The sequence below is a fragment of the Pseudomonas gingeri genome (assembly GCF_013385425.1).
Classification (GTDB): Bacteria; Pseudomonadota; Gammaproteobacteria; order Pseudomonadales; family Pseudomonadaceae; genus Aquipseudomonas; species Aquipseudomonas gingeri_D.
On the sequence record NZ_JACAQA010000036.1, the window covers coordinates 31,677 to 52,327 of the forward strand.

16 protein-coding genes are annotated in these 20,651 nt (G+C 61.6%); 10 read left to right on the forward strand and 6 right to left on the reverse strand.

Annotated features, from left to right (window positions below; translation table 11 throughout):
* Positions 1–52: 52 nt before the first annotated feature.
* Positions 53–925 carry a pyridoxal kinase PdxY gene (pdxY, locus tag HX830_RS28980; RefSeq protein WP_177104090.1) on the forward strand — a complete coding sequence of 291 codons (873 nt, stop codon included), beginning with the start codon at positions 53–55 and terminating at the stop codon, positions 923–925.
* Between the two features lie 17 nt (positions 926–942).
* Here the strand turns inward: pdxY and HX830_RS28985 are convergent, their stop codons facing one another.
* The gene (locus HX830_RS28985; RefSeq protein ID WP_100939860.1) at positions 943–1,434 is read right to left on the reverse strand and encodes an acyl-CoA thioesterase; all 492 of its coding nucleotides are present in this window, start codon (positions 1,432–1,434) and stop codon (positions 943–945) included.
* A 278-nt stretch (positions 1,435–1,712) separates the two neighbouring features.
* Here HX830_RS28985 and HX830_RS28990 point away from each other — a divergent pair, with 278 nt between their 5' ends.
* Positions 1,713–3,476 (forward strand): cation:proton antiporter, encoded by a 1,764-nt coding sequence (locus HX830_RS28990; protein WP_152736609.1) that lies wholly within the window; start codon positions 1,713–1,715, stop codon positions 3,474–3,476.
* A 145-nt stretch (positions 3,477–3,621) separates the two neighbouring features.
* On the opposite strand, the gene HX830_RS28995 is transcribed toward HX830_RS28990, so the two are convergent.
* From HX830_RS28995 to uvrD, 4 genes are all read right to left on the reverse strand, one after another.
* The gene (locus HX830_RS28995; RefSeq protein ID WP_103498480.1) at positions 3,622–4,029 is read right to left on the reverse strand and encodes an SMI1/KNR4 family protein; all 408 of its coding nucleotides are present in this window, start codon (positions 4,027–4,029) and stop codon (positions 3,622–3,624) included.
* 137 nt (positions 4,030–4,166) lie between these two features.
* On the reverse strand, positions 4,167–5,036 hold the full coding sequence (locus tag HX830_RS29000; RefSeq protein ID WP_103498479.1) for a Tim44 domain-containing protein: 870 nt from the start codon (positions 5,034–5,036) through the stop codon (positions 4,167–4,169).
* 190 nt (positions 5,037–5,226) lie between these two features.
* Positions 5,227–5,667, reverse strand: coding sequence for an EamA family transporter (locus HX830_RS29005; protein WP_177104092.1), 441 nt, complete (start codon positions 5,665–5,667; stop codon positions 5,227–5,229).
* 92 nt (positions 5,668–5,759) lie between these two features.
* Positions 5,760–7,943, reverse strand: coding sequence for a DNA helicase II (gene uvrD, locus HX830_RS29010; protein WP_103498477.1), 2,184 nt, complete (start codon positions 7,941–7,943; stop codon positions 5,760–5,762).
* Between the two features lie 275 nt (positions 7,944–8,218).
* On the opposite strand from uvrD, the gene HX830_RS29015 reads away from it, so the two are divergent.
* From HX830_RS29015 to HX830_RS32250, 3 genes are all read left to right on the forward strand, one after another.
* Entirely contained in the window at positions 8,219–11,086 is a 2,868-nt protein-coding gene (locus HX830_RS29015; RefSeq protein WP_152736611.1) for a putative bifunctional diguanylate cyclase/phosphodiesterase, read from the forward strand.
* A 144-nt stretch (positions 11,087–11,230) separates the two neighbouring features.
* Positions 11,231–12,097: a transcriptional regulator HexR gene (gene hexR, locus HX830_RS29020; RefSeq protein ID WP_040071809.1), complete on the forward strand. Its 867-nt coding sequence runs from the start codon at positions 11,231–11,233 to the stop codon at positions 12,095–12,097.
* A 94-nt stretch (positions 12,098–12,191) separates the two neighbouring features.
* On the forward strand, positions 12,192–12,383 hold the full coding sequence (locus HX830_RS32250; RefSeq protein ID WP_083875491.1) for a PA3496 family putative envelope integrity protein: 192 nt from the start codon (positions 12,192–12,194) through the stop codon (positions 12,381–12,383).
* Here HX830_RS32250 and HX830_RS29025 read toward each other — a convergent pair.
* The gene (locus HX830_RS29025; protein WP_103498475.1) at positions 12,325–13,287 is read right to left on the reverse strand and encodes a LysR family transcriptional regulator; all 963 of its coding nucleotides are present in this window, start codon (positions 13,285–13,287) and stop codon (positions 12,325–12,327) included. The two genes, HX830_RS32250 and HX830_RS29025, sit on opposite strands and share 59 nt — an antisense overlap.
* Before the next feature lie 200 nt (positions 13,288–13,487).
* Between HX830_RS29025 and HX830_RS29030 the strand changes: the two genes are divergently transcribed.
* The 5 genes from HX830_RS29030 to HX830_RS29050 all read left to right on the forward strand — a co-directional run bounded on the left by HX830_RS29030 (position 13,488) and on the right by HX830_RS29050 (position 20,645).
* Positions 13,488–14,903 carry an acetyl-CoA carboxylase biotin carboxylase subunit gene (locus HX830_RS29030; RefSeq protein ID WP_103498474.1) on the forward strand — a complete coding sequence of 472 codons (1,416 nt, stop codon included), beginning with the start codon at positions 13,488–13,490 and terminating at the stop codon, positions 14,901–14,903.
* A gap of 11 nt (positions 14,904–14,914) precedes the next feature.
* Positions 14,915–16,729, forward strand: coding sequence for a sodium-extruding oxaloacetate decarboxylase subunit alpha (gene oadA, locus HX830_RS29035; protein WP_177104094.1), 1,815 nt, complete (start codon positions 14,915–14,917; stop codon positions 16,727–16,729).
* A gap of 192 nt (positions 16,730–16,921) precedes the next feature.
* Complete coding sequence (locus HX830_RS29040) at positions 16,922–17,461, forward strand: hypothetical protein (protein ID WP_103498472.1); 540 nt, start codon at positions 16,922–16,924, stop codon at positions 17,459–17,461.
* Positions 17,462–17,583: 122 nt separating this feature from the next.
* Positions 17,584–19,320 carry a type I secretion system permease/ATPase gene (locus HX830_RS29045; RefSeq protein WP_177104096.1) on the forward strand — a complete coding sequence of 579 codons (1,737 nt, stop codon included), beginning with the start codon at positions 17,584–17,586 and terminating at the stop codon, positions 19,318–19,320.
* On the forward strand, positions 19,317–20,645 hold the full coding sequence (locus HX830_RS29050) for an HlyD family type I secretion periplasmic adaptor subunit (protein WP_152736613.1): 1,329 nt from the start codon (positions 19,317–19,319) through the stop codon (positions 20,643–20,645). The genes HX830_RS29045 and HX830_RS29050 overlap by 4 nt, the downstream gene beginning before the upstream one ends.
* The last annotated feature ends 6 nt before the right edge of the window (positions 20,646–20,651 follow it).

Consider the following 20,651-nt stretch of genomic DNA (forward strand, 5'->3'; position numbering starts at 1 on the left):
GTTTAGTCGCATACTCAGCGCCTTGAATCCACTGGCCTTTCTGGAATACGGAATGAAACGCACTCCCCATTTGCTCGCCATTCAATCCCACGTGGTTTTTGGCCATGCCGGCAACAGTGCGGCGGTTTTCCCCATGCAGCGCGTCGGGGTCAATGTCTGGCCGCTGAACACCGTGCAGTTCTCCAACCACACCCAATACGGGCAGTGGGCGGGCGAAGTGCTGGCGCCGCAGCGGATTTCCGAGCTGGTCGAGGGGATCGCCGCCATCGGTGAACTGGGTAACTGCGATGCCGTGTTGTCCGGCTACCTTGGCAGTGCGGCCCAGGGCCGGGCGATCCTCGCCGGTGTGGCGCGGATCAAGGCGATCAACCCCAATGCCCTGTATCTCTGCGACCCGGTGATGGGCCATCCGGAGAAAGGCTGCAGCGTGCCGACCGAGGTCAGTGATTTCCTGCTGGAAGAAGCGGTGGCCATGGCCGATTTCCTCTGCCCCAATCAGCTTGAGCTCGATAGCTTCTGCGGGCGTACGCCAAGTTCCCTGTTCGATTGCCTGGCCATGGCCCGCAGCCTGCTGGCACGGGGACCGAAGGCGGTGCTGGTCAAGCACCTGGCCTATCCGGGCAAGCTGGCCGACAGTTTCGAGATGCTCCTGGTCACTGCCGAGGGCAGCTGGCACCTGCGACGGCCCTTGCTGGCCTTCCCGAAGCAGCCGGTGGGCGTCGGCGACCTGACCTCGGGGCTGTTCCTGGCGCGGGTGCTGTTGGGCGACAGCCTGGTGGCGGCGTTCGAGTTCGCCGCCTCGGCGGTGCATGAGGTGTTGCTGGAAACCCAGGCCTGCGCCAGCTACGAGCTTGAGCTGGTGCGGGCCCAGGACCGCATCGTGCATCCGCGGGTGCGGTTCGAGGCGGAGTCGATCAGCCTGTAGGCCCTGTCTTCAGGGTTTCAGTCGCCTTCACCGTCGGCCTTGATTTCCTGGTAGCGCTTTTCCAGCTCCTGGCGAATCTGCCGACGCTGTTGCGCCTGCACGTAGCGACGCTTGTCCTCGCTGCTTTGCGGCTGCAACGGCGGCACGGCGGCCGGCTTGCGCTGGTCGTCGACCGCGACCATGGTGAAGAAGCAGCTATTGGTGTGGCGCACCGAACGCTCGCGGATATTCTCCGTCACCACCTTGATGCCCACCTCCATGGAGGTGTTGCCGGTGTAGTTGACCGAGGCCAGGAAGGTCACCAGTTCGCCGACATGGATCGGCTCGCGGAAAATCACCTGGTCCACCGACAGGGTCACCACATAACGCCCGGCATAACGGCTGGCGCAGGCGTAAGCCACTTCATCCAGGTACTTGAGCAAGGTGCCGCCGTGGACATTGCCAGAAAAGTTGGCCATGTCCGGGGTCATCAAAACAGTCATCGACAGCTGGGCATTTCCGGGTTCCATAGCACGCTCACGGTTGGGTAGGCAGGGATTGGCTCAGGCACCTCTACGGGCGCTTCCTTCATTTTCACAGACACTCGATAACGGGACGCCGTTGATGGGGGCATCGTCACGCTTCAAGGGATCTGTTTCTACATATTGCACCGGCTTTTTGTCGGAAGTCGCGGTGTTAACCTTCAGAAAGCCATGCCATAGAAAGTTCTCACACCAGGAACGGTGATTGCTGACGGCTCAAAAAGCTGTCCCATGGCCGCTTTCCCAACAGCAAGGAGCGCCACGCCATGCATGCCATCAGCTTTATCCAGGACCTGGCCGTGATCATGCTGGTGGCCGGTGTGGTGACCATCCTCTTCCACCGTTTCAAGCAACCGGTGGTGCTCGGCTATATCGTCGCCGGTTTTATCATCGGGCCGCACACGCCGCCGTTCGGCCTGATCCACGACGAAGACACCATCAAGACCCTGGCCGAGCTGGGGGTGATTTTCCTGATGTTCTGCCTGGGCCTGGAGTTCAGCCTGGGCAAGCTGTTCAAGGTCGGGGCCACGGCGTTTATCGCGGCGTTCCTGGAAATCGTGCTGATGATCTGGATCGGCTACGAAATCGGCCGCTGGTTCGACTGGAACACCATGGATTCGCTGTTCCTCGGCGCGATCCTGGCGATTTCCTCGACCACCATCATCGTCAAGGCGCTCAACGACCTGAAGATGAAGAACCAGCGCTTCGCCCAGCTGATCTTCGGCGTACTGATCGTCGAGGACATCCTCGGCATCGGCATCATCGCCTTGCTGTCGAGCATCGCGGTCAGCGGCACCGTAAGCTCGGGCGAGGTGTTCTCCACCGTGGGCAAGCTGTCGCTGTTCATGATCGTCGCCCTGGTGGTCGGCATCCTGCTGGTGCCGCGGCTGTTGGCTTACGTCGCCCGCTTCGAAAGCAACGAGATGCTGCTGATCACCGTGCTCGGCCTGTGTTTCGGTTTCTGCCTGTTGGTGGTCAAGCTGGAATACAGCATGGTCCTGGGGGCGTTCCTGATTGGCGCGATCATGGCCGAGTCCCGTCAGTTGCTGAAAATCGAACGCCTGATCGAGCCGGTTCGCGACCTGTTCAGCGCGATCTTCTTCGTTGCCATCGGCTTGATGATCGATCCGGCGATCCTCCTCGATTACGCCTGGCCGATTGCCGTGATCACCGTCGCGGTGGTGCTGGGCAAGATGCTCTCCTGCGGGCTGGGGGCGTTTATTGCCGGCAACGATGGCCGGACGTCGTTGCGGGTGGGGATGGGGCTGTCGCAGATCGGCGAGTTCTCTTTCATTATCGCGGCGCTGGGGATGACCTTGCAGGTCACCAGTGACTTTCTCTATCCGGTCGCGGTGGCGGTCTCGGTGATCACCACGCTGCTCACGCCCTATCTGATCCGCGCGGCGGACCCACTGTCGCTCAAGCTGGCGGCGGTGATGCCGCGACGCCTGGCACGGGTGTTCAGCCTCTACGGTGAATGGTTGCGCAGCATCCAGCCCCAGGGCGAGGGCGCGCTGCTGGCCTCGATGATCCGGCGGATTCTGTTGCAGGTGGGGGTCAACCTGGCGCTGGTGATGGCGATCTTCTTTGCCGGGGGCTTCTTCGCGGCGCCGATTGCCGATTATCTGGCCGACTGGATCAATGAGCCGAGCTGGCACAACGGCCTGATCTGGGGTGGGGCGCTGCTGTTGTCGCTACCCTTCCTGATTGCGGCGTACCGCAAGCTCAAGGCGCTGTCGATGCTGCTGGCGGAGATGGGCGTGAAAGCCGAGGTGGCGGGACGGCACACCCAGCGGGTCAGAAGGGTGATCGCCGAGGTGATTCCGCTGCTGTCGCTGCTGGTGATTTTCCTGCTGCTGTCGGCGCTGTCGGCGAGCATTCTGCCCACCAGCGAGTTGCTGGTGCTGATCGCGGTGGTTGCAGCGGCGATCGCGGCGGTGTTGTGGCGCTGGTTTGTGCGTGTGCACACGCGGATGCAGGTCGCCTTGCTGGAGACGCTGGAGCACAAGAGCGATTCGGCGGGGCACTGAGGTTCAGGTGCCGACCCTTTGTAGGAGCAGGGCTTGCCAGCGAAGGGGCCCTTGAGGCCGCCAAAAGCTTCGCGGGCAAGCCCTGCTCCTACAGGTCCGAGTCAACCCAAGGTAGCGTGATTGGAGCAGCATCGGACAGGGTCAATCAGCTTTCCAGCCACACATCCCGCGCCCAGTGCCATACCGATTCCCAGGACTCTTCAGTGATCAGCTCTTCTTCGCCGGACCACAGCACCACGGTGCCGTCTTCTTCGACGCAGTAGTAGTTGTCACCGTCCTGGCAGATCGGGATCAGGTCCCGGGGCACACCAGAATCCCAGGCATTGGCTGCTACATCGGGCAGGTAGGTGTGCGACTGCGGATCAGTCACCGTCACCGGTTCCAGGCTGCCAAACACCACGTCACTGACGGTCAGCAGGAATTCCTTGAAAACGAAGGGGATGTTGATGAACAACTCCTCTTCGACTTCGACCAACTGATCCTCGTCGGGTAACTCCAAAGGCACCGGTACGGGTTCGTTGGCTTCACGCAATTGTTCAATGACTTCTTCCACGGCCTCAATCCTCTTGCTTTATGGCGCGGTTCGTATCACGGGTCTTATACAGTAGCTTGCAAAAAGTACAATTGTGAAATGCAAAACCCCGGACGAGTCCGGGGTTTTTGTAGCTTTTTTCAACCGCGAGCCGTGGATCAGCCGTTCTGGCGGATACCGGCCACCAGCCAAGGCTGGTTGTCGCCCTGTGGACGCTCCATGTTCCAGCTTTCGCTGAAGGCTTCGCCCTGGTCGAAGCGCGAGTTCTTCGACACGCCGCTGAAGGTCAGGGTGGCGATGGTCTTGTCGGCGCGATCGTCCAGGCCGTCCAACTGCACATGCAGGTTTTCGATATAGGTAGACTGGAAACCGTCGCCTTCGTTCGCCCGTTCCTGTTTCAGGAACTGCAGCATCTGCGGGGTGACGAATTCGGCGATCTTGTCCATCTCGTTGGCATCCCAGTGCTGCTGCAGCGCCTGGAAGTGGCTGCGGGCGGCTTCCAGGAAGCGCTCTTCGTTGAACCAGGCCGGTGCGTTGATCACGCGGCGTGGGGCGACGGGGGCGGAACCACCGAAGATCGCGTTCTGCGGCTGTGCCGGTTGCTCGAACACTTCACGCTGGAACGGCGCGCCGGCCGGGGCCATGTGCTCCTGCTGCTTGCGTCGACGGGCGGCAATGAAGCGGAAGATCACGAAAGCGATGACCGCCATGATCAGGATGTCGAAGAACTGCATGCCCTGGAAGCCGCCGCCCATGAACATGGAGGCGAGCAGGCCACCGGCGGCGATGCCGGCCAGAGGGCCGAGCCAGCGCGAAGCACCGCCGGCTTTGGCAGCAGCGCCCGCGGCACCGGCAGCACCGGCGGTTGCGGCAGCAGCGCCGGCACCCGCGGCTGGGGCCATTTGGCTGGTTTGATGGCTGGGTGCCGAACCCATGCTTTTGCCACCGCCGAAGCGCTTGGCGTTCGCGTCGAGGCTCATCGTCAGACCGATGCAGAGCGCCAAGACGATACTGAGAAAACGTTGCATAAGGGTATTCCCGTTTGTGGAGTGCACGCGCGCCATACTGCACAGGTGAAATGTTACTGGCTAGCGCGAGAGTGTTTCCGGCTTTTGCCTGATCCTTCCATGCCTCACCTGAGGGTTTCATGAAAGGCATTACGCCGATGCCGTTTGTTTCGTAAGACGAGTCGATAAATGCTGAGTGAAATGTTCCCGGCTAACGCCGGAGAGCCAGCATGACCACGCCGGCGGTAATCAGGCCGATACCGCCCCATTGGCGCAGGTCGAGCTTCTCGCCCAGCAGCAGTACGCTGATGACGGCGACGAACACCACGCTGAGCTTGTCCACCGGGGCCACCAGCGAGGCCGGGCCGACCTTCAGCGCGCGGAAGTAGCACAACCACGAGGCACCGGTTGCCAGGCCCGACAACAGCAGGAACAGATAGCTCTTGGCGGAAATCGAACTCAATGACTGATATTGGCCCGTTGCGTACAAAATCAAGGCCAGGCTGACCAATACCACGACGGTTCGCAGCAGGGTGGCGAAGTCCGAATTGACGTTGTCGATGCCGATCTTGGCGAAGATCGCCGTCAGGGCGGCGAAAGTCGCCGACAGCAGGGCCCAGAATGTCCACGAGGAGAAGAAACCTGAACCCATGGTGATCGTGACCTCGATGAATGATTAGATGTGCATGGCGTGCTGTCGAGAAGCGTTTCCACATTGGCCGTGGAAACGCTTGAGCGTCACGATCAGACCGCTTCCAGCTTGGCGTAGCCGAGCATCAGCCACTTGCTGCCTTCGCTGAAGTTCACCTGGACCCGGGCCTGGGCGCCAGCGCCTTCGAAGTTGAGGATCACGCCGTCGCCGAAGATGCTGTGGCGTACAGTCTGGCCGAGGCTGAAACCGGTGTCCGGGATGTCGCTGCCACCGAACAGGCTGCTGCCGGCCTGAGCCTGGGCGCCGCCGAACGGTCGGCTGACGCTGTTGGACAGGCGCACTTCCTGGATCAGTCCTTTCGGCACTTCGCGCACGAAACGCGAGACCTTGTTGTAGGTCTCGCTGCCGTACAGGCGTCGGGTTTCGGCATAGGTCAGTACCAGGTTCTGCATCGCCCGGGTAATGCCGACGTAGGCCAGCCGGCGTTCTTCCTCAAGGCGGCCGGGTTCTTCCAGGCTCATCTTGTGGGGGAACAGGCCTTCTTCCATGCCCACCAGGAACACGTAGGGGAATTCCAGGCCCTTGGCGCTGTGCAGGGTCATCAACTGAATGCTGTCTTCGTGCTCGTCGGCCTGGGTGTCGCCGGCCTCCAGCGACGCGTGGCCGAGGAAGGCGGCCAGCGGCGTGAGCTCGGCGTCTTCTTCGGCGGCCTCGAAGTTGCGGGCGGCGCTGACCAGTTCCTCAAGGTTTTCCACCCGGGCCTGGCCTTTCTCGCCCTTTTCCGCTTCGTGGTAGGCGATCAGCCCGGACTGCTCGATGACCACCTGGGTCATCAGGTGCAGCGGCATTTCCCGGGTTTTCGCCGCGAGGTCCTCGATCAGCTCGACAAACACCCCCAGGGCACCGGCGGCCCGTCCGGCGAGGCCCTTGTTGGCGACCAGCTGGCGCATGGCTTCCCACATCGACAGCTCGCTGTGGCGGGCGTGTTCGCGGATGGCCTCGACGGTTTTCTCGCCGATCCCACGGGCTGGAACGTTGATCACCCGCTCCAGCGCCGCGTCGTTGCCACGGCCTTCGAGCAGGCGCAGGTAGGCCATGGCGTTCTTGATTTCAGCCCGTTCGAAGAAGCGCTGGCCGCCGTAGATGCGGTACGGAATACGTTCGCGCAGCAAGGCTTCTTCGAGCACCCGGGATTGGGCGTTGGAGCGGTAGAGAATGGCGATATCGCTGCGGGCCAGGCCGGTTTTCAGGGCGCTTTCGATGGTTTCCACCACGTAGCGCGCTTCGTCGTGCTCGTTGAAGGCGGCATAGAGGTTGATCGCCTCGCCGTCGCCGCCATCGGTCCACAGTTCTTTGCCCAGACGCCCGGTGTTATGGGCGATCAGGGCGTTGGCGGCCTTGAGGATCCCGGCCGTGGATCGGTAGTTCTGCTCCAGGCGGATGGTCACGGCGTCCGCGAAGTCGGCGGAATACTGGTGGATATTCTCGATTTTCGCGCCGCGCCAGCCGTAGATCGACTGGTCGTCGTCGCCGACCACCATCAGGCTGTCGCCGCCCTGGGCCAGCAAACGCAGCCAGGCGTACTGCACGGCGTTGGTGTCCTGGAATTCGTCCACCAGGATGTGCCGGAAGCGCTTCTGGTAGTGCGCCAGCAGGCCCGGATGGTCGCGCCACAGGTCCAGGGCGCGCAGCAGCAGCTCGGAGAAGTCGATGACCCCGGCGCGGGCACAGGCGGCCTCGTAGGCTTCATAGATGCTGCGCATGGTCGCCAGGAACAGGTCGCCACTGGCCTGGATATGCTGTGGGCGCAGGCCCTCGTCCTTCTGGCCGTTGATAAACCACTGGGCCTGGCGGGCGGGCCAGCGCTGTTCGTCGAGGCCGAGGTCGCGGATCACCCGCTTGACCAGCCGTTGCTGGTCGTCGCTGTCGAGGATCTGGAAGGTCTGGCTCAGGCCGGCTTCCTGCCAGTGCGCCCGCAACAGGCGGTGTGCCAGGCCGTGGAAGGTGCCGACCCACATGCCGGCCGGGCTGATGCCCAGCAACTGCTCGATGCGATGGCGCATCTCGGCAGCGGCCTTGTTGGTGAAGGTCACCGACAGGATCGAATGGGACGAGGCGTTTTCGACCTGGATCAACCAGGCGATACGGTGCACCAGCACCCGGGTTTTACCCGAGCCGGCACCGGCCAGGACCAACTGACGACCAACGGGGGCGGCTACGGCCTGGCGTTGGGCATCGTTGAGGGAGTTCAGCAGAAAGGAGAGATCATCGCGCATCGACGCATTCTAGGGTGCCGGGCCTGGGCGGGCAAACCCTAATGCTGAGCGGCGGCTCTTATACCGGGGGGCGCGCCGCGGCAGATAAAAAGATTGGCGATGACGACCGGTCAGTCATCGGCTACAGGCGGCAGTGTGTCTTGCTCTGGGCCTCGGCAAGGGGTCTGGCCACCGATCAATTCATTACATTTTATGACCTGAGGCAGTTTGGTCCTGCCGGATGCTTGTGTATGCTCCTGCCACGTTTATGGCTAACCATTATAAGAATACTGCCCATGACCCAGAGCTTTGACGCGCTGAGCCCCTCGATGGAGGCTGGGCGGGTTATCCGCAAGCAATTCGCCACTGAGCTGACAGTCGAGCGTACGCGCCTGCTGTACCAGGGGTCGTTGCTGCCGACTTTATTCATGTTGTTGAACGGTCTGGTCTGCGCCTGGTTGCTCTGGAGCCCGCAGCGTTACCTGCTGGTCAGCGTCTGGCTGGTGTGGTTGATGGCCCTGGTGGCCTTGCGCGTGATCCAGGTGGCGGCGTTCGACTCGGCGATGCCCAGCCGCCAGGCCCAGCCGATCTGGCGCCGTACCTTCCTGTTGGGCTCGGCGGTCAGCGGCCTGACCCTGGCCTGCGCCGGCATCGCCCTGGTGCCCACCGACAGTTTTCTCGAGCAGGCCTGGGTCTTCGGCCTGATCGGCGCAGCGACCCTCTCTGCCAGCGTGGCGTATGCCGTGAGCATCCCGGCGTTCCTGACCTTTACCTTGCCCTGCCTGTTGCCGGCCATCGTCTATCTGTTCTGGGGCGGCACCGAGGAGCAACAAGGCTGGGCCTGGCTCGGGCTGATCCTGCTGGTGTCGCTGAGCGTGGTGGCCTTGCAGGTCAATCGGCTGATCCGCCGCGGCCTGCTGCGGCGTTTCCAGAACCAGGCGCTGATCGAGAGCCTGCAACAGGCACACACCCGCAGCGAACAACTCAATCTTGAACTGGCGCGGGAAATCGATCAGCGGCGTCGTGCCGAACAGGAACTGCGCGACGCCCAGGTCGGCCTGGAAAGCCGGGTGGTCCAGCGCAGCCTGGAGCTGGATGTGGCGAACAAGGCCCTGAGCAAAAGCGAAACGCGCCTGGCCCTGGCGTTGCAGGCCAGCGCCCTCGGGCTGTGGGACTGGAACCTGCAGACCGATGAAGTGCATCACACCCAGATCAAGGAGCTGTTCGGCCTCGACCCGGAATACGTGACCGCCATGCTCGGCCACCTCAAGCCGCGCCTGCACCCCGAGGATGTGCCGGCACTCAAGCGCGCGCTGGTGGAGCATCTGAAGGGCCGCACCGAGGACTACCTGATCGAGTACCGGGTGCGGCATGGCGATGGTCACTGGGTCTGGATCGAAGACCGCGGCCGGGCGGTCGAGCGCTCCACCAACGGTCGAGTGTTGCGTATGGTCGGCACCCGTCGCGATATCAGCGCGCACAAGGAGCAGGAAGCCCAGCGCCAATTGGCCGCGACGGTGTTCGAGGCGGCCAGCGAAGGTATTGTGATTTTCGACCCCAATTACGTCCTGCTGGCGATCAACCAGGCCTTCAGCCGGGTAACCGGTTACCTGCTCGAGGACATGCTCGGGCGCAATGTGGTCGACCTGCCGGGCAGTCGTGATGCCCGGCGTCACTATTCGACCATCCGCCAGGCCCTGGAACAGCACGGCAGCTGGCAGGGCGAACTGGTGGAGGCGCGCAAGAACGGCGAGCTGTACCCGCAATGGCTGCAACTGAATGTGGTGCGCGATACTCGAGGCAATGTCAGCCATATCGTCGGCTTCTTCGCCGATCTGTCGGCTCGCCGCGAATCCGAAGAGCGCATGCGCTACCTGACCCACTACGACGAACTGACGGGGCTGGCGAATCGTTCGTTGTTTCGCGAACGTCTGTACGAGGCTCACCAGCAAGTGCGCCAGGGTGGCCGCAGCCTGGCGTTGCTGCACATCAATCTGGACCGTTTCAAATTGCTCAACGACAGCCTCGGCCATGAAATCGCCGACCAGTTGCTGCAGCAGATGGCCCGGCGCCTGGTCAACGCCTTGCCTGAAGCCAACACCATTGCCCGTTTGTCCGGGGATGAGTTCGCGGTGCTGTTCGATGCCTACGGCAACCTCTCCAGCCTGGCCCGGGTGGCGACGCGCCTGCTCGGCAAGTTGCGGGTGCCGGTGACTATCGACGAGCATGAGCTGGTGGTCAGCGCGTCCATGGGCATCAGCCTGTTGCCGGATAATGCCCGGGAAATACCGGTGCTGCTCAGCCAGTCAAACATCGCCATGCAACATGCCAAGCACCTGGGCGGGAACAACTTCCAGTTCTACACCGAGAGCCTGCAGGCCAGCACCCTGGAGCGCTTGCAGCTGGAGAACCAGCTGCGCAAGGCCATCGAAGAGCGGCAATTGCGCGTCTTCTACCAACCCAAGCTGTGCCTGGCCACCGGGCGGATGAACGCCGCCGAGGCGCTGGTGCGTTGGGAGCATCCGACCCTGGGCCAGGTGCCGCCGGCGGACTTTATCGGCCTGGCCGAGGAAACCGGGTTGATCGGGCCGATCGGTGAGTTCGTCTTGCGCCAGGCCTGCTGGCAGGCGTGCGAATGGCAGCGCGAGGGGCTGGCGCCGATCCGGGTGTCGGTAAACCTGTCGGTGCATCAGTTGCGCCAGGGCAAGCTGGTCAGCCTGGTGCGCCAGGTGCTGGAGGAAACCGGCCTGGCCCCGGAACTGCTGGAGCTTGAGCTGACCGAAAGCCAGCTGCTCGACAGCGTCGAACACATCATCGCCACCTTCCAGCAACTGCGCGACCTGGGGGTGAAACTGGCCATCGATGACTTCGGCACCGGCTATTCGTCCTTGAGTTACCTCAAGCGCTTCCCGGTGGACTACGTGAAGATCGACCAGAGCTTTATTCGCGGCCTGGGGGACGGCAGTGAAGATGCGGCGATCACCCGGGCGATCATCGCCATGGCCCACAGCCTGGAACTGAAGGTGGTGGCCGAGGGTGTGGAAAACCAGGAGCAACTGGATTTCCTCAAGGCCCAGGGCTGCGATGAAGTGCAGGGCTATCTGATCAGCCGGCCGGTGGCGGCGCAGGAATTGATGCGACTGCTACGCCATGGCTTTCCCTAGGCGTCGAGAGTGGCTACATGCTCCCCGCGCTACGCTAGCGGGGAGGCGGGTTACGTAATGGAGCGGGCAATTCGCGAATTCTTGTAGTATAACTACAAGACTGCTACATCCCAGGCGTTCGCCCATAACAATGAGTCCAGACCTTTGAATCTGTTGCAACACATCGCCCAGTCTCGCAACCTGCTGCGCAAGTCGGAGCTCAAGGTCGCCGATCACGTCCTGCTCGATCCAGCGGCGGTGATGCACAGTTCCATGGCTGACCTGGCCCACAGCGTGGGCATCAGCGAACCGACCATTGTGCGTTTCTGCCGGGCCATCGGTTGCTCGGGTTTCCAGGACCTGAAACTGAAGCTGGCCCAGAGCCTGGCGGCCGGCGCCAGCTTCGGGCAGTTCGCGATTCACGAAGACGATTCGGTGGCGGACTACAGCCTGAAGATCTTCGACACCACCCTGCACACCCTGATGGACGTGCGCGAAAAGCTCGATCCGGCCGCGTTGCAACGTGCCGTGACCGCCATGTCGGCGGCGCAGCGGGTGGAGTTCTATGGTTTCGGCGCTTCCGGTGCGGTGGCGGCGGATGCCCAGCACAAGTTTTTCCGGTTGCTGCTGACGGCGGCGGCGTATTCCGACCCGCATATGCAGGCGATGTCGGCGGTGACCCTCAAGCCCACCGACGTGGCGATCTGCATTTCCCAGTCGGGCCGTTCCAAGGACCTGCTGATTACCGCCAACCTGGTGCGTGAAAGCGGCGCGACCCTGATCACCCTGTGCCCGAGCCAGACCCCGCTGGCCGAGCTGTCGACGGTGAACCTGGCCATCGACGTGCACGAAGACACCGAGATCTATACCCCGCTGACCTCGCGTATCGCCCACCTGGTGGTGATCGACGTGCTGGCCATGGGCGTGGCCATGGCCCGTGGGCCGAGCCTGGTCAACCACCTCAAGAGCGTCAAACGCAGCTTGCGCAGCCTGCGCCTGTCGCCCAAGTCGGTGAAGGCCCTCGACGACTGACCGATGATTTCATCAGTCTGTCACCCACCTGCCGCCAAACCGTAACGCCGGACGTCCATCTTGAAGCTCCCGTACCCACCCTGGGAGACTCGAAATGGCCCGGCACCACGAAGAGCAAAGCAGCGTCAAAACCCGTCGGCAGCAGGAAGATCAGCGCCGCATGGAATTTCGTCGCGCAATCGAAGACCGCACCGAACTGCGCCAATTGCAACAGGAAATCGCCGCACTCAATTACTGGCAGGCAGACTCGGCATCCGACCGTCGAAGCGCTCAACCAGCCCGCTGATTTGTAACCGTTCACTGCGAATAAACCCCAGGAACGCATGGGCGACCGGTGACAGGCGTTTGTCCTTGGCCTGAACCAGGCACCAACTGCGATAGAGCGGCAGTTCTTCCACCGGCAGTTCTCGGAGCACGCCGGTCGCCAGTTCCAGGCTCAGGGCATGGCGCGTCAACAGGGCCAGGCCCAGCCCCGCCACCACACACTCGCGCTGGGCTTCGCCCGAGGTCACTTCCAGCGTCTGCGAGAAGTGCACGCGTTTCTCCTTGAAATACTCCTCGCAGGCGATCCGCGTCCCCGACCCCGCTTCGCGGATCAACAACGTATACGGCTCCAGGTCCTGCAAGCGCAGCGGGCCGCCGTGGCACAGCGGGTGATCGGGCGGCGCCACCGCGACAATCGGGTTGTTCAGGAACGGCAGGAATTCGAGCCCCATGTCCTGGGGCACCATCGACATGATCAGCAGGTCGTCGCGGTTGTCCGAAAGGCGCCGCAGCGCCTGCGCGCGGTTGACCACCGTCAGGTGCAGATTGACCTCGGGATGCTGGCGCTTGAACGCGGCAAACAGGTGCGGGACGAAATACTTGGCGCTGGATTCCACCGCCAGTTTCAACTGCCCTTGCAGCGAGCCCTGCATGTCCGAGAGCTGCATATCGAGGTTTTCCAGTCGACCGAAAATGTCCCGGCTGGCCCGCTGTAACGCTTCAGCCGCCTCGGTCATGTAGAGCTTTTTGCCGACGTAGTCGAACAATGGCTGGCCGATCAGCTCTTCCAGCTGGCGAATTTGTAGGCTTACGGCCGGTTGTGTGAGAGACATTTCATCAGCTGCGCGGCTGTAGGAACGCAGATCGCAGACCTCATTAAAAATCTTGAGCTGGCGTAATGTCATACGCATCAAGGACTTACGCATTTTATAAACACTCATGAAAGCCGCGAACCGCTCAACTATAAGCTTTTACTTATGAGTGACCCAATAATTATTGATTTTGGTTTATCACTGGGTAGGTCTAGTGTGGACTGCGCGACTGGCTTGAAACATTTAGTCACGCGCCGACCCGTTTTCCGGTTGCACCCAAGGGTTGTTTGTTCCAGCGGCTTAGGAATTTCCAAGTGATAAAAAAGATCCTGATCGCCAACCGTGGTGAAATTGCCGTACGAATCGTGCGTGCCTGCGCCGAGATGGGCATTCGCTCGGTCGCGATCTATTCCGACGCCGATCGCCATGCCCTGCATGTGAAGCGCGCGGATGAGGCCCACAGCATCGGTGCCGAACCCCTGGCCGGCTACCTGAACCCGCGCAAGCTGGTGAACCTGGCGGTGGAAACCGGTTGTGACGCGCTGCACCCCGGTTACGGCTTCCTGTCGGAAAATGCCGAACTGGCGGATATCTGCGCCGAACGTGGAATCAAATTCATCGGCCCGTCGGCGGAAGTGATCCGCCGCATGGGTGACAAGACCGAAGCCCGCCGCAGCATGATCAAGGCCGGCGTGCCGGTCACCCCGGGCACCGAAGGCAACGTCGCGGACATCGCCGAAGCCCTTACCGAAGGCGACCGTATCGGTTACCCGGTGATGCTCAAGGCCACCTCCGGTGGTGGCGGTCGCGGGATTCGTCGCTGCAACAGCCGCGAAGAACTGGAACAGGCCTTCCCCCGGGTGATTTCCGAAGCGACCAAGGCCTTTGGTTCGGCGGAAGTCTTCCTGGAAAAATGCATCGTCAATCCCAAGCACATCGAAGCGCAGATTCTTGGCGACAGCTTCGGCAACGTGGTGCACCTGTTCGAGCGTGACTGCTCGATCCAGCGCCGCAACCAGAAGCTGATCGAAATCGCCCCCAGCCCCCAGCTGACCCCGGAACAGCGCGCCTATATCGGCGACCTGTCGGTGCGCGCGGCCAAGGCGGTGGGCTACGAGAACGCCGGTACCGTGGAGTTCCTGCTCGCCGAGGGCGAGGTGTACTTCATGGAAATGAACACCCGGGTGCAGGTGGAACACACCATCACCGAAGAAATCACCGGCATCGACATTGTCCGTGAACAGATCCGCATCGCCTCCGGCCTGCCGTTGTCGGTCAAGCAGGAAGACATCATCCATCGCGGTTTTGCCTTGCAGTTCCGGATCAACGCCGAAGACCCGAAGAACAACTTCCTGCCCAGCTTCGGCAAGATCACCCGCTACTACGCACCCGGCGGTCCCGGCGTGCGCACCGACACGGCGATCTACACCGGCTACACCATTCCGCCGTTCTACGACTCCATGTGCCTGAAGCTGGTGGTCTGGGCGTTGACCTGGGAAGAAGCGATGGACCGTGGCCTGCGGGCCCTGGACGACATGCGCCTGCAGGGGGTGAAGACCACCGCGGCCTATTACCAGGAAATCCTGCGTAACCCGGAATTCCGTAGCGGCCAGTTCAATACCAGCTTTGTTGAAAGCCACCCTGAACTGACCAACTACTCGATCAAGCGCAAACCCGAAGAGCTGGCCCTGGCCATCGCCGCCGCCATCGCCGCCCACGCAGGCCTGTGAGGACTATTCCAATGACTTCTTCCAAAAAAATCCACGTTACCGACACAATCCTGCGCGACGCCCACCAATCGCTGCTCGCCACCCGCATGCGCACCGAAGACATGCTGCCGATCTGCGAGAAGCTCGACAAGGTCGGCTACTGGTCCCTGGAAGTCTGGGGCGGCGCGACCTTCGACGCCTGCGTGCGCTTTCTGAAAGAAGACCCGTGGGAGCGCCTGCGCCAACTGCGCGCGGCGTTGCCCAACACCCGCCTGCAAATGCTTCTGCGCGGCCAGAACCTGCTGGGCTACCGCCATTACAGCGACGACGTGGTCCGGGCCTTCGTTGCCAAGGCGGCGGTCAACGGTATCGATGTGTTCCGCATCTTCGACGCCATGAACGACGTGCGTAACCTGCGGGTCGCCATCGAAGCGGTGAAAGCGGCGGGCAAGCATGCCCAGGGCACCATCGCCTATACCACCAGCCCGGTGCATACCATCGAGGCCTTCGTGGCCCAGGCCAAGCAGATGGAAGCCATGGGTTGCGACTCGGTGGCGATCAAGGACATGGCCGGCCTGCTGACCCCTTACGCCACGGGCGAACTGGTCAAGGCGCTGAAGAGCGAGCAATCGCTGCCCGTATTTATCCACTCCCACGACACCGCCGGCCTGGCCGCGATGTGCCAGCTCAAGGCGGTGGAAAACGGTGCCGACCATATCGACACCGCGATCTCCAGCTTCGCCTGGGGTACCAGCCATCCGGGCACCGAGTCGATGGTTGCGGCCCTTAAAGGCAGCGAATTCGACACCGGCCTGGATCTGGAACTGCTGCAGGAAATCGGCCTGTACTTCTACGCCGTGCGCAAGAAGTACCACCAGTTCGAAAGCGAATTCACCGCCGTCGACACCCGCGTGCAGGTCAACCAGGTGCCGGGCGGGATGATCTCCAACCTCGCCAACCAGCTGAAAGAGCAGGGCGCCTTGAACCGCATGGGCGAAGTGCTGGCGGAAATTCCGCGAGTGCGTGAAGACCTCGGCTTCCCGCCGCTGGTGACCCCGACCTCGCAGATCGTCGGCACCCAGGCGTTCTTCAACGTCCTCGCCGGCGAGCGCTACAAGACCATCACCAACGAAGTGAAGCTGTACCTGCAAGGCGGTTATGGCAAGGCACCGGGCGTCGTCAATGAGAAGCTGCGGCGCCAGGCCATCGGCAGCGAAGAAGTGATCGACGTGCGCCCGGCCGACCTGCTCAAGCCGGAAATGGTCAAGTTGCGTGGTGAGATCGGTGCCCTGGCCAAGTCGGAAGAAGACGTGCTGACTTACGCCATGTTCCCGGATATCGGGCGCAAATTCCTCGAAGAGCGTGAGGCCGGCACCCTGGTTCCTGAGGTGTTGTTGCCGATCCCCGAGGCCGGTGGCGTGCGTTCGGTGGGCGGTGAGGGCGTGCCGACCGAGTTCGTGATCGATGTGCACGGCGAAACCTACCGCGTGGACATCACCGGTGTCGGCGTCAAGGCCGAAGGCAAGCGGCACTTCTACCTGTCCATCGACGGCATGCCGGAAGAAGTGGTGTTCGAACCGCTCAACGAGTTTGTCGGCGGTGGCAGCAGCAAGCGCAAGCAGGCCAGCGCGCCGGGCCATGTCAGCACCACCATGCCGGGCAATATCGTCGATGTGCTGGTCAAGGAAGGCGACACCGTGAAAGCCGGCCAGGCCGTACTGATCACCGAGGCCATGAAAATGGAAACCGAAGTGCAGGCCGCCGTGGCGGGCAAGGTCACAGCCATCCATGTGGCCAAGGGCGACCGGGTCAATCCGGGCGAGATCCTGATCGAGATCGAAGGCTGATCGAAGGCCTTCGACTACCAACGTTTTTCCTCGGGGGAGCATGTGCTCCCCTTTTTTTTACGCTGGATTTGCCATGGAAGAGTGGTGATATCTATTTATATAACCCTCACTTCATAAGTTTCATTAAATAGACGACGAGCACGCCTGATGGGTATCGGGCGCTCATTAACTCGTCGTTATATGGAGTGATTTATGTCAGTGGAAACCAACGGTGCAAACGATTGGATGTTCTCGCCTTTCGAGAACAAGTTGCCATGGATAGTATCTGAGCGCGGGCAACCGGCTGCTACCAATCCTAATTTCAGTAGCACAAATGCCACTTTTGATTTTGTTGGCTGGAGCGCAAAAGTTACCAAGGTTTCAGAAAATTTGCAGCGAGATCTTATGGAAATCCAGGCGCTGCTTGACGTGGTTTTAAATTATAGGCCAGCGCAACATAGGGGGCTCATAGACGACCAGGACCTCAGCCATTTTGAGTTTGGCAAGCCTGAAGACGGTTTAGATGAGGTGCAGCCGCAACATCGAGGGTTTATTGGCGAGGAGAGCCCCGGCAGGGACGCGTTTGACAGGCTTGAAGCAGATTCTGGCCAGGGAGAAAGTAATTTCTCAGCGTTTAATGAGTATGAATTCGTTTTCAATCAGCCTGATGCCTATAGCGACTTTGCCGACAGCTATTACGACGGTCCTGTTGATAAGGGCCCGCTCCCTGATATTTTGGATATGGCGGCGTAATAGCCCTCTCGCCGGTTTATAAATAGCCCGGTCAGTTTATTCGTTTGAACTCACCAAGAGCAGTGCCCTAGGCGCTGCTCTTCTGATGTTTTACGCACGCGAAATACTACTCAAGGAAGTCAATGAAACCCTTGGCGACAACACCTACGGCACCGTTGATAGAAGTGCTCGGGGAATATAAGAGTATTCTGATCAGCGTGGGCTGTTTTACCGCCTTGATCAATGTGCTGATGCTGGCCCCCTCGATATATATGCTGCAGGTTTATGATCGGGTCCTGACTTCGCAAAACCAGACCACGCTGGTTATGTTGACGTTGATGATCGTGGGATTCTTCGTTTTTATCGGGCTGCTGGAGACCGTTCGCAACTTTGTCGTCAGCCGTGTCGCCGGGCATCTCGATCAGCGTTTCAACCTGCGGGTCTACCAGGCCGCCTTCGCGCGCAACCTGGTCCGTGGTGACGGGCATGGCGCGCAGGCCCTCGGCGATCTGAACCATATTCGCCAGTTCCTGACCGGCCCGGCCTTGTTCGCTTTTTTCGATGCGCCCTGGTTTCCGATCTACCTGGCGGTGATGTTTATGTTCAGCTTCTGGCTGGGTGTCTTCGCCTGTGTGGGAGCTGTGCTGCTGGTGAGCATGGCGCTGCTCAATGAGTGGCTGACCAGGAAGCCGCTGGCTGAAGCCGGCCGCCATTCACAAGAGGCCAGTCGCCTGGCCACCAGCCATTTGCGCAATGCCGAGACCATTCAGGCCATGGGCATGCTGGGTGTGTTACGCCAACGCTGGTTCGAGCCCTACGCCCATTTTCTTTCGCAACAGAGCCGGGCCGGCGACACGGGCGCGGTCATGACCCATCTGAGCAAAGGCTTTCGCCAGTGCCTGCAATCCCTGGTGCTGGGGCTCGGTGCGCTGCTGGTGATCATTGGTGATATGAGCGCCGGGATGATGATTGCCGGTTCCATCCTGATGGGAAGGGTTTTGCTGCCCATCGACCAGTTGATTGCCACCTCCAGGCATTGGAACGCGGCCAGGTCGGCCTATCAGCGTCTCGACGCGCTGCTCAATGAGTTTCCCGAATCGACGGGAGCGATGGCCTTGCCCGCTCCCAAGGGGCAACTGGCGTTCGAGCAGGTGAGTGCCGGGCCTCCCGGCCAGCAGCGCACGACCTTGCATCAAGTGAGTTTCCAGCTGGCGGCCGGTGAAGTGCTGGGGGTGCTGGGGGCCTCCGGCGCGGGCAAGTCGAGCCTGATTCGCGTGCTGCTGGGCATCTGGCCGGTCCAGGGCGGGGTGGTGAGGCTGGACGGTGCCGATATCCATCGTTGGGACCGCAATGAACTGGGTCCCCATATTGGCTACCTGCCGCAGAACATCGAGTTGTTCAGCGGTTCCGTGGCTGAAAATATCGCCCGTTTCGGCGCGCCGAACCCGGACAAGGTTGTCGAGGCGGCCCGGCAGGCGGGTGTTCATGAGCTGATCCTGCGTCTGCCGCAAGGTTATGACTCGGTGCTGGGGGACGCCGGCGCCGGCCTTTCCGGAGGCCAGAAGCAGCGCGTGGCCTTGGCCCGGGCGCTCTATGACCGGCCTCGCCTGGTGGTGCTCGATGAGCCGAACTCCAACCTTGATACCGAGGGTGAAGCGGCCCTCACCCGAGCCATTACCCAACTGAAGGCTCAGGGCAGCACGGTGATTCTGGTGACCCACCGTAGCCAGGTTCTGGTCCAGGCCGATCAGTTGATGGTGCTGGAAGAGGGGAAAGTGCGGGCTTTCGGTCCGCGTTCGGAGGTGCTCGACAGTTTATCGAGAACCCGGGAGTCGGCTTCGAAAGCTGCCATTCAATCGCCAAGGAAAACAGGCGCATGAGTTCAGAGAGCATCACGCCACATCACCCTGCGCTCACTTCGTGTCCGCAGCGCGGGGCCGCGTTTTTCGTCAGATTGGGCTGGGCACTGGTGGTGTTCGGTGCCGGAGGTTTCTTCAGCTGGGCGGCCCTGGCACCGCTGGATCAAGGCGTCAGTGTGCCGAGCACGGTTGTCGTGTCCGGCAAGCGCAAGGCCGTCCAGTCCCTGGGCGGGGGAGCCGTCAGTGGGATTCTGGTCAGAGAAGGAGAGAAGGTCGAGAAGGGGCAGGTGCTGTTTCGCCTGGATCGCACGCAACTGTCGGCCACTGTCCAATCCTTGCAGGCCCAGTACCGCCAAGCCCTGGCCACCCAGGCCCGCTGGCAGAGCGAGCGGGACAATCTGGCGCAAGTTCAGTTTCCAGGCGAGTTGATGGCCGATACCGATCCATTGTTGGCGCTTGTGCTGGAAGGGCAGCGGCAGCTTTTCAATAGTCGGCGCGAAGCCTTTTCTCGCGAGCAGGCGGGCATCCGTGCCCGCATCGACGGGGCGACGGCCCAACTGTCCGGCCTGCGCCAAGCCCGCAATGATCTGAATGCCCAAGCCGGATCATTGCGCCGGCAACTGGAGAAACTGCGCCCTCTGGCGGATGAGGGACATATTGCGAGTAATCGTCTGCTGGAGCAGGAGCGCCAGTTGTCCCAGGTTCAGCAGCAGATCGCGCGGAATAAGGGGGAAATCGGGCTGCTGAAACAGGAAATACTCGAGTCGCAGCTAAGGCTCTCCCGGCATGTCGAGGAATATCAGACCGAAGTCCGTGGCGAGTTGGCCGAGGTGCGACTCAAGTGCCTGACTCTGGAACAACAGCTGGCATCCGCGAGTTTTGACTTGCAGCACACCGAGGTCAACGCGCCGGCGCAAGGGATTGCCGTCAACTTGAGCGTGCATACCGAGGGCGCCGTGGTCCGTGCCGGCGACACCCTGCTGGAGATCGTGCCCCAAGGCCAGCATCTGGAGGTGGAGGGGCGCTTGCCGGTCAGCCTGGTGGACAAGGTCAGTCCGGCCCTGCCGGTGGACATCCTGTTCACGGCGTTCAATCAGAGCGTGACGCCCCGTGTCGCGGGTGAGGTCAGCCTGGTGTCGGCCGACCAGTTGCTCGACGAAAAAACCGGCGCCCCCTACTACGTGATACGCAGCTCGGTCAGTGAAGCCTCTCTGGAACAGCTCAATGGACTGGTGATCAAGCCCGGCATGCCGGCCGAGATGTTCGTCCGTACCGGGGAGCGCTCGCTCCTCAACTACCTGTTCAAACCGCTGCTGGATCGCGTGAGCGCCTCGTTGACCGAATAGGAAGAG

Bases quoted from the DNA above. Each gene is read 5' to 3' on its own strand.
- HX830_RS32250 (WP_083875491.1), top strand. From the start codon at position 12,192: ATGGCCCGGCACCACGAAGAGCAAAGCAGCGTCAAAACCCGTCGGCAG.
- HX830_RS29000 (WP_103498479.1), bottom strand. From the start codon at position 5,036: ATGCAACGTTTTCTCAGTATCGTCTTGGCGCTCTGCATCGGTCTGACG.
- HX830_RS28990 (WP_152736609.1), top strand. From the start codon at position 1,713: ATGCATGCCATCAGCTTTATCCAGGACCTGGCCGTGATCATGCTGGTG.
- oadA (WP_177104094.1), top strand. From the start codon at position 14,915: ATGACTTCTTCCAAAAAAATCCACGTTACCGACACAATCCTGCGCGAC.
- HX830_RS28985 (WP_100939860.1), bottom strand. From the start codon at position 1,434: ATGGAACCCGGAAATGCCCAGCTGTCGATGACTGTTTTGATGACCCCG.
- HX830_RS29005 (WP_177104092.1), bottom strand. From the start codon at position 5,667: ATGGGTTCAGGTTTCTTCTCCTCGTGGACATTCTGGGCCCTGCTGTCG.
- pdxY (WP_177104090.1), top strand. From the start codon at position 53: ATGAAACGCACTCCCCATTTGCTCGCCATTCAATCCCACGTGGTTTTT.
- HX830_RS29015 (WP_152736611.1), top strand. From the start codon at position 8,219: ATGACCCAGAGCTTTGACGCGCTGAGCCCCTCGATGGAGGCTGGGCGG.
- uvrD (WP_103498477.1), bottom strand. From the start codon at position 7,943: ATGCGCGATGATCTCTCCTTTCTGCTGAACTCCCTCAACGATGCCCAA.
- HX830_RS29025 (WP_103498475.1), bottom strand. From the start codon at position 13,287: ATGCGTAAGTCCTTGATGCGTATGACATTACGCCAGCTCAAGATTTTT.
- HX830_RS29045 (WP_177104096.1), top strand. From the start codon at position 17,584: ATGAAACCCTTGGCGACAACACCTACGGCACCGTTGATAGAAGTGCTC.
- HX830_RS29050 (WP_152736613.1), top strand. From the start codon at position 19,317: ATGAGTTCAGAGAGCATCACGCCACATCACCCTGCGCTCACTTCGTGT.
- HX830_RS29040 (WP_103498472.1), top strand. From the start codon at position 16,922: ATGTCAGTGGAAACCAACGGTGCAAACGATTGGATGTTCTCGCCTTTC.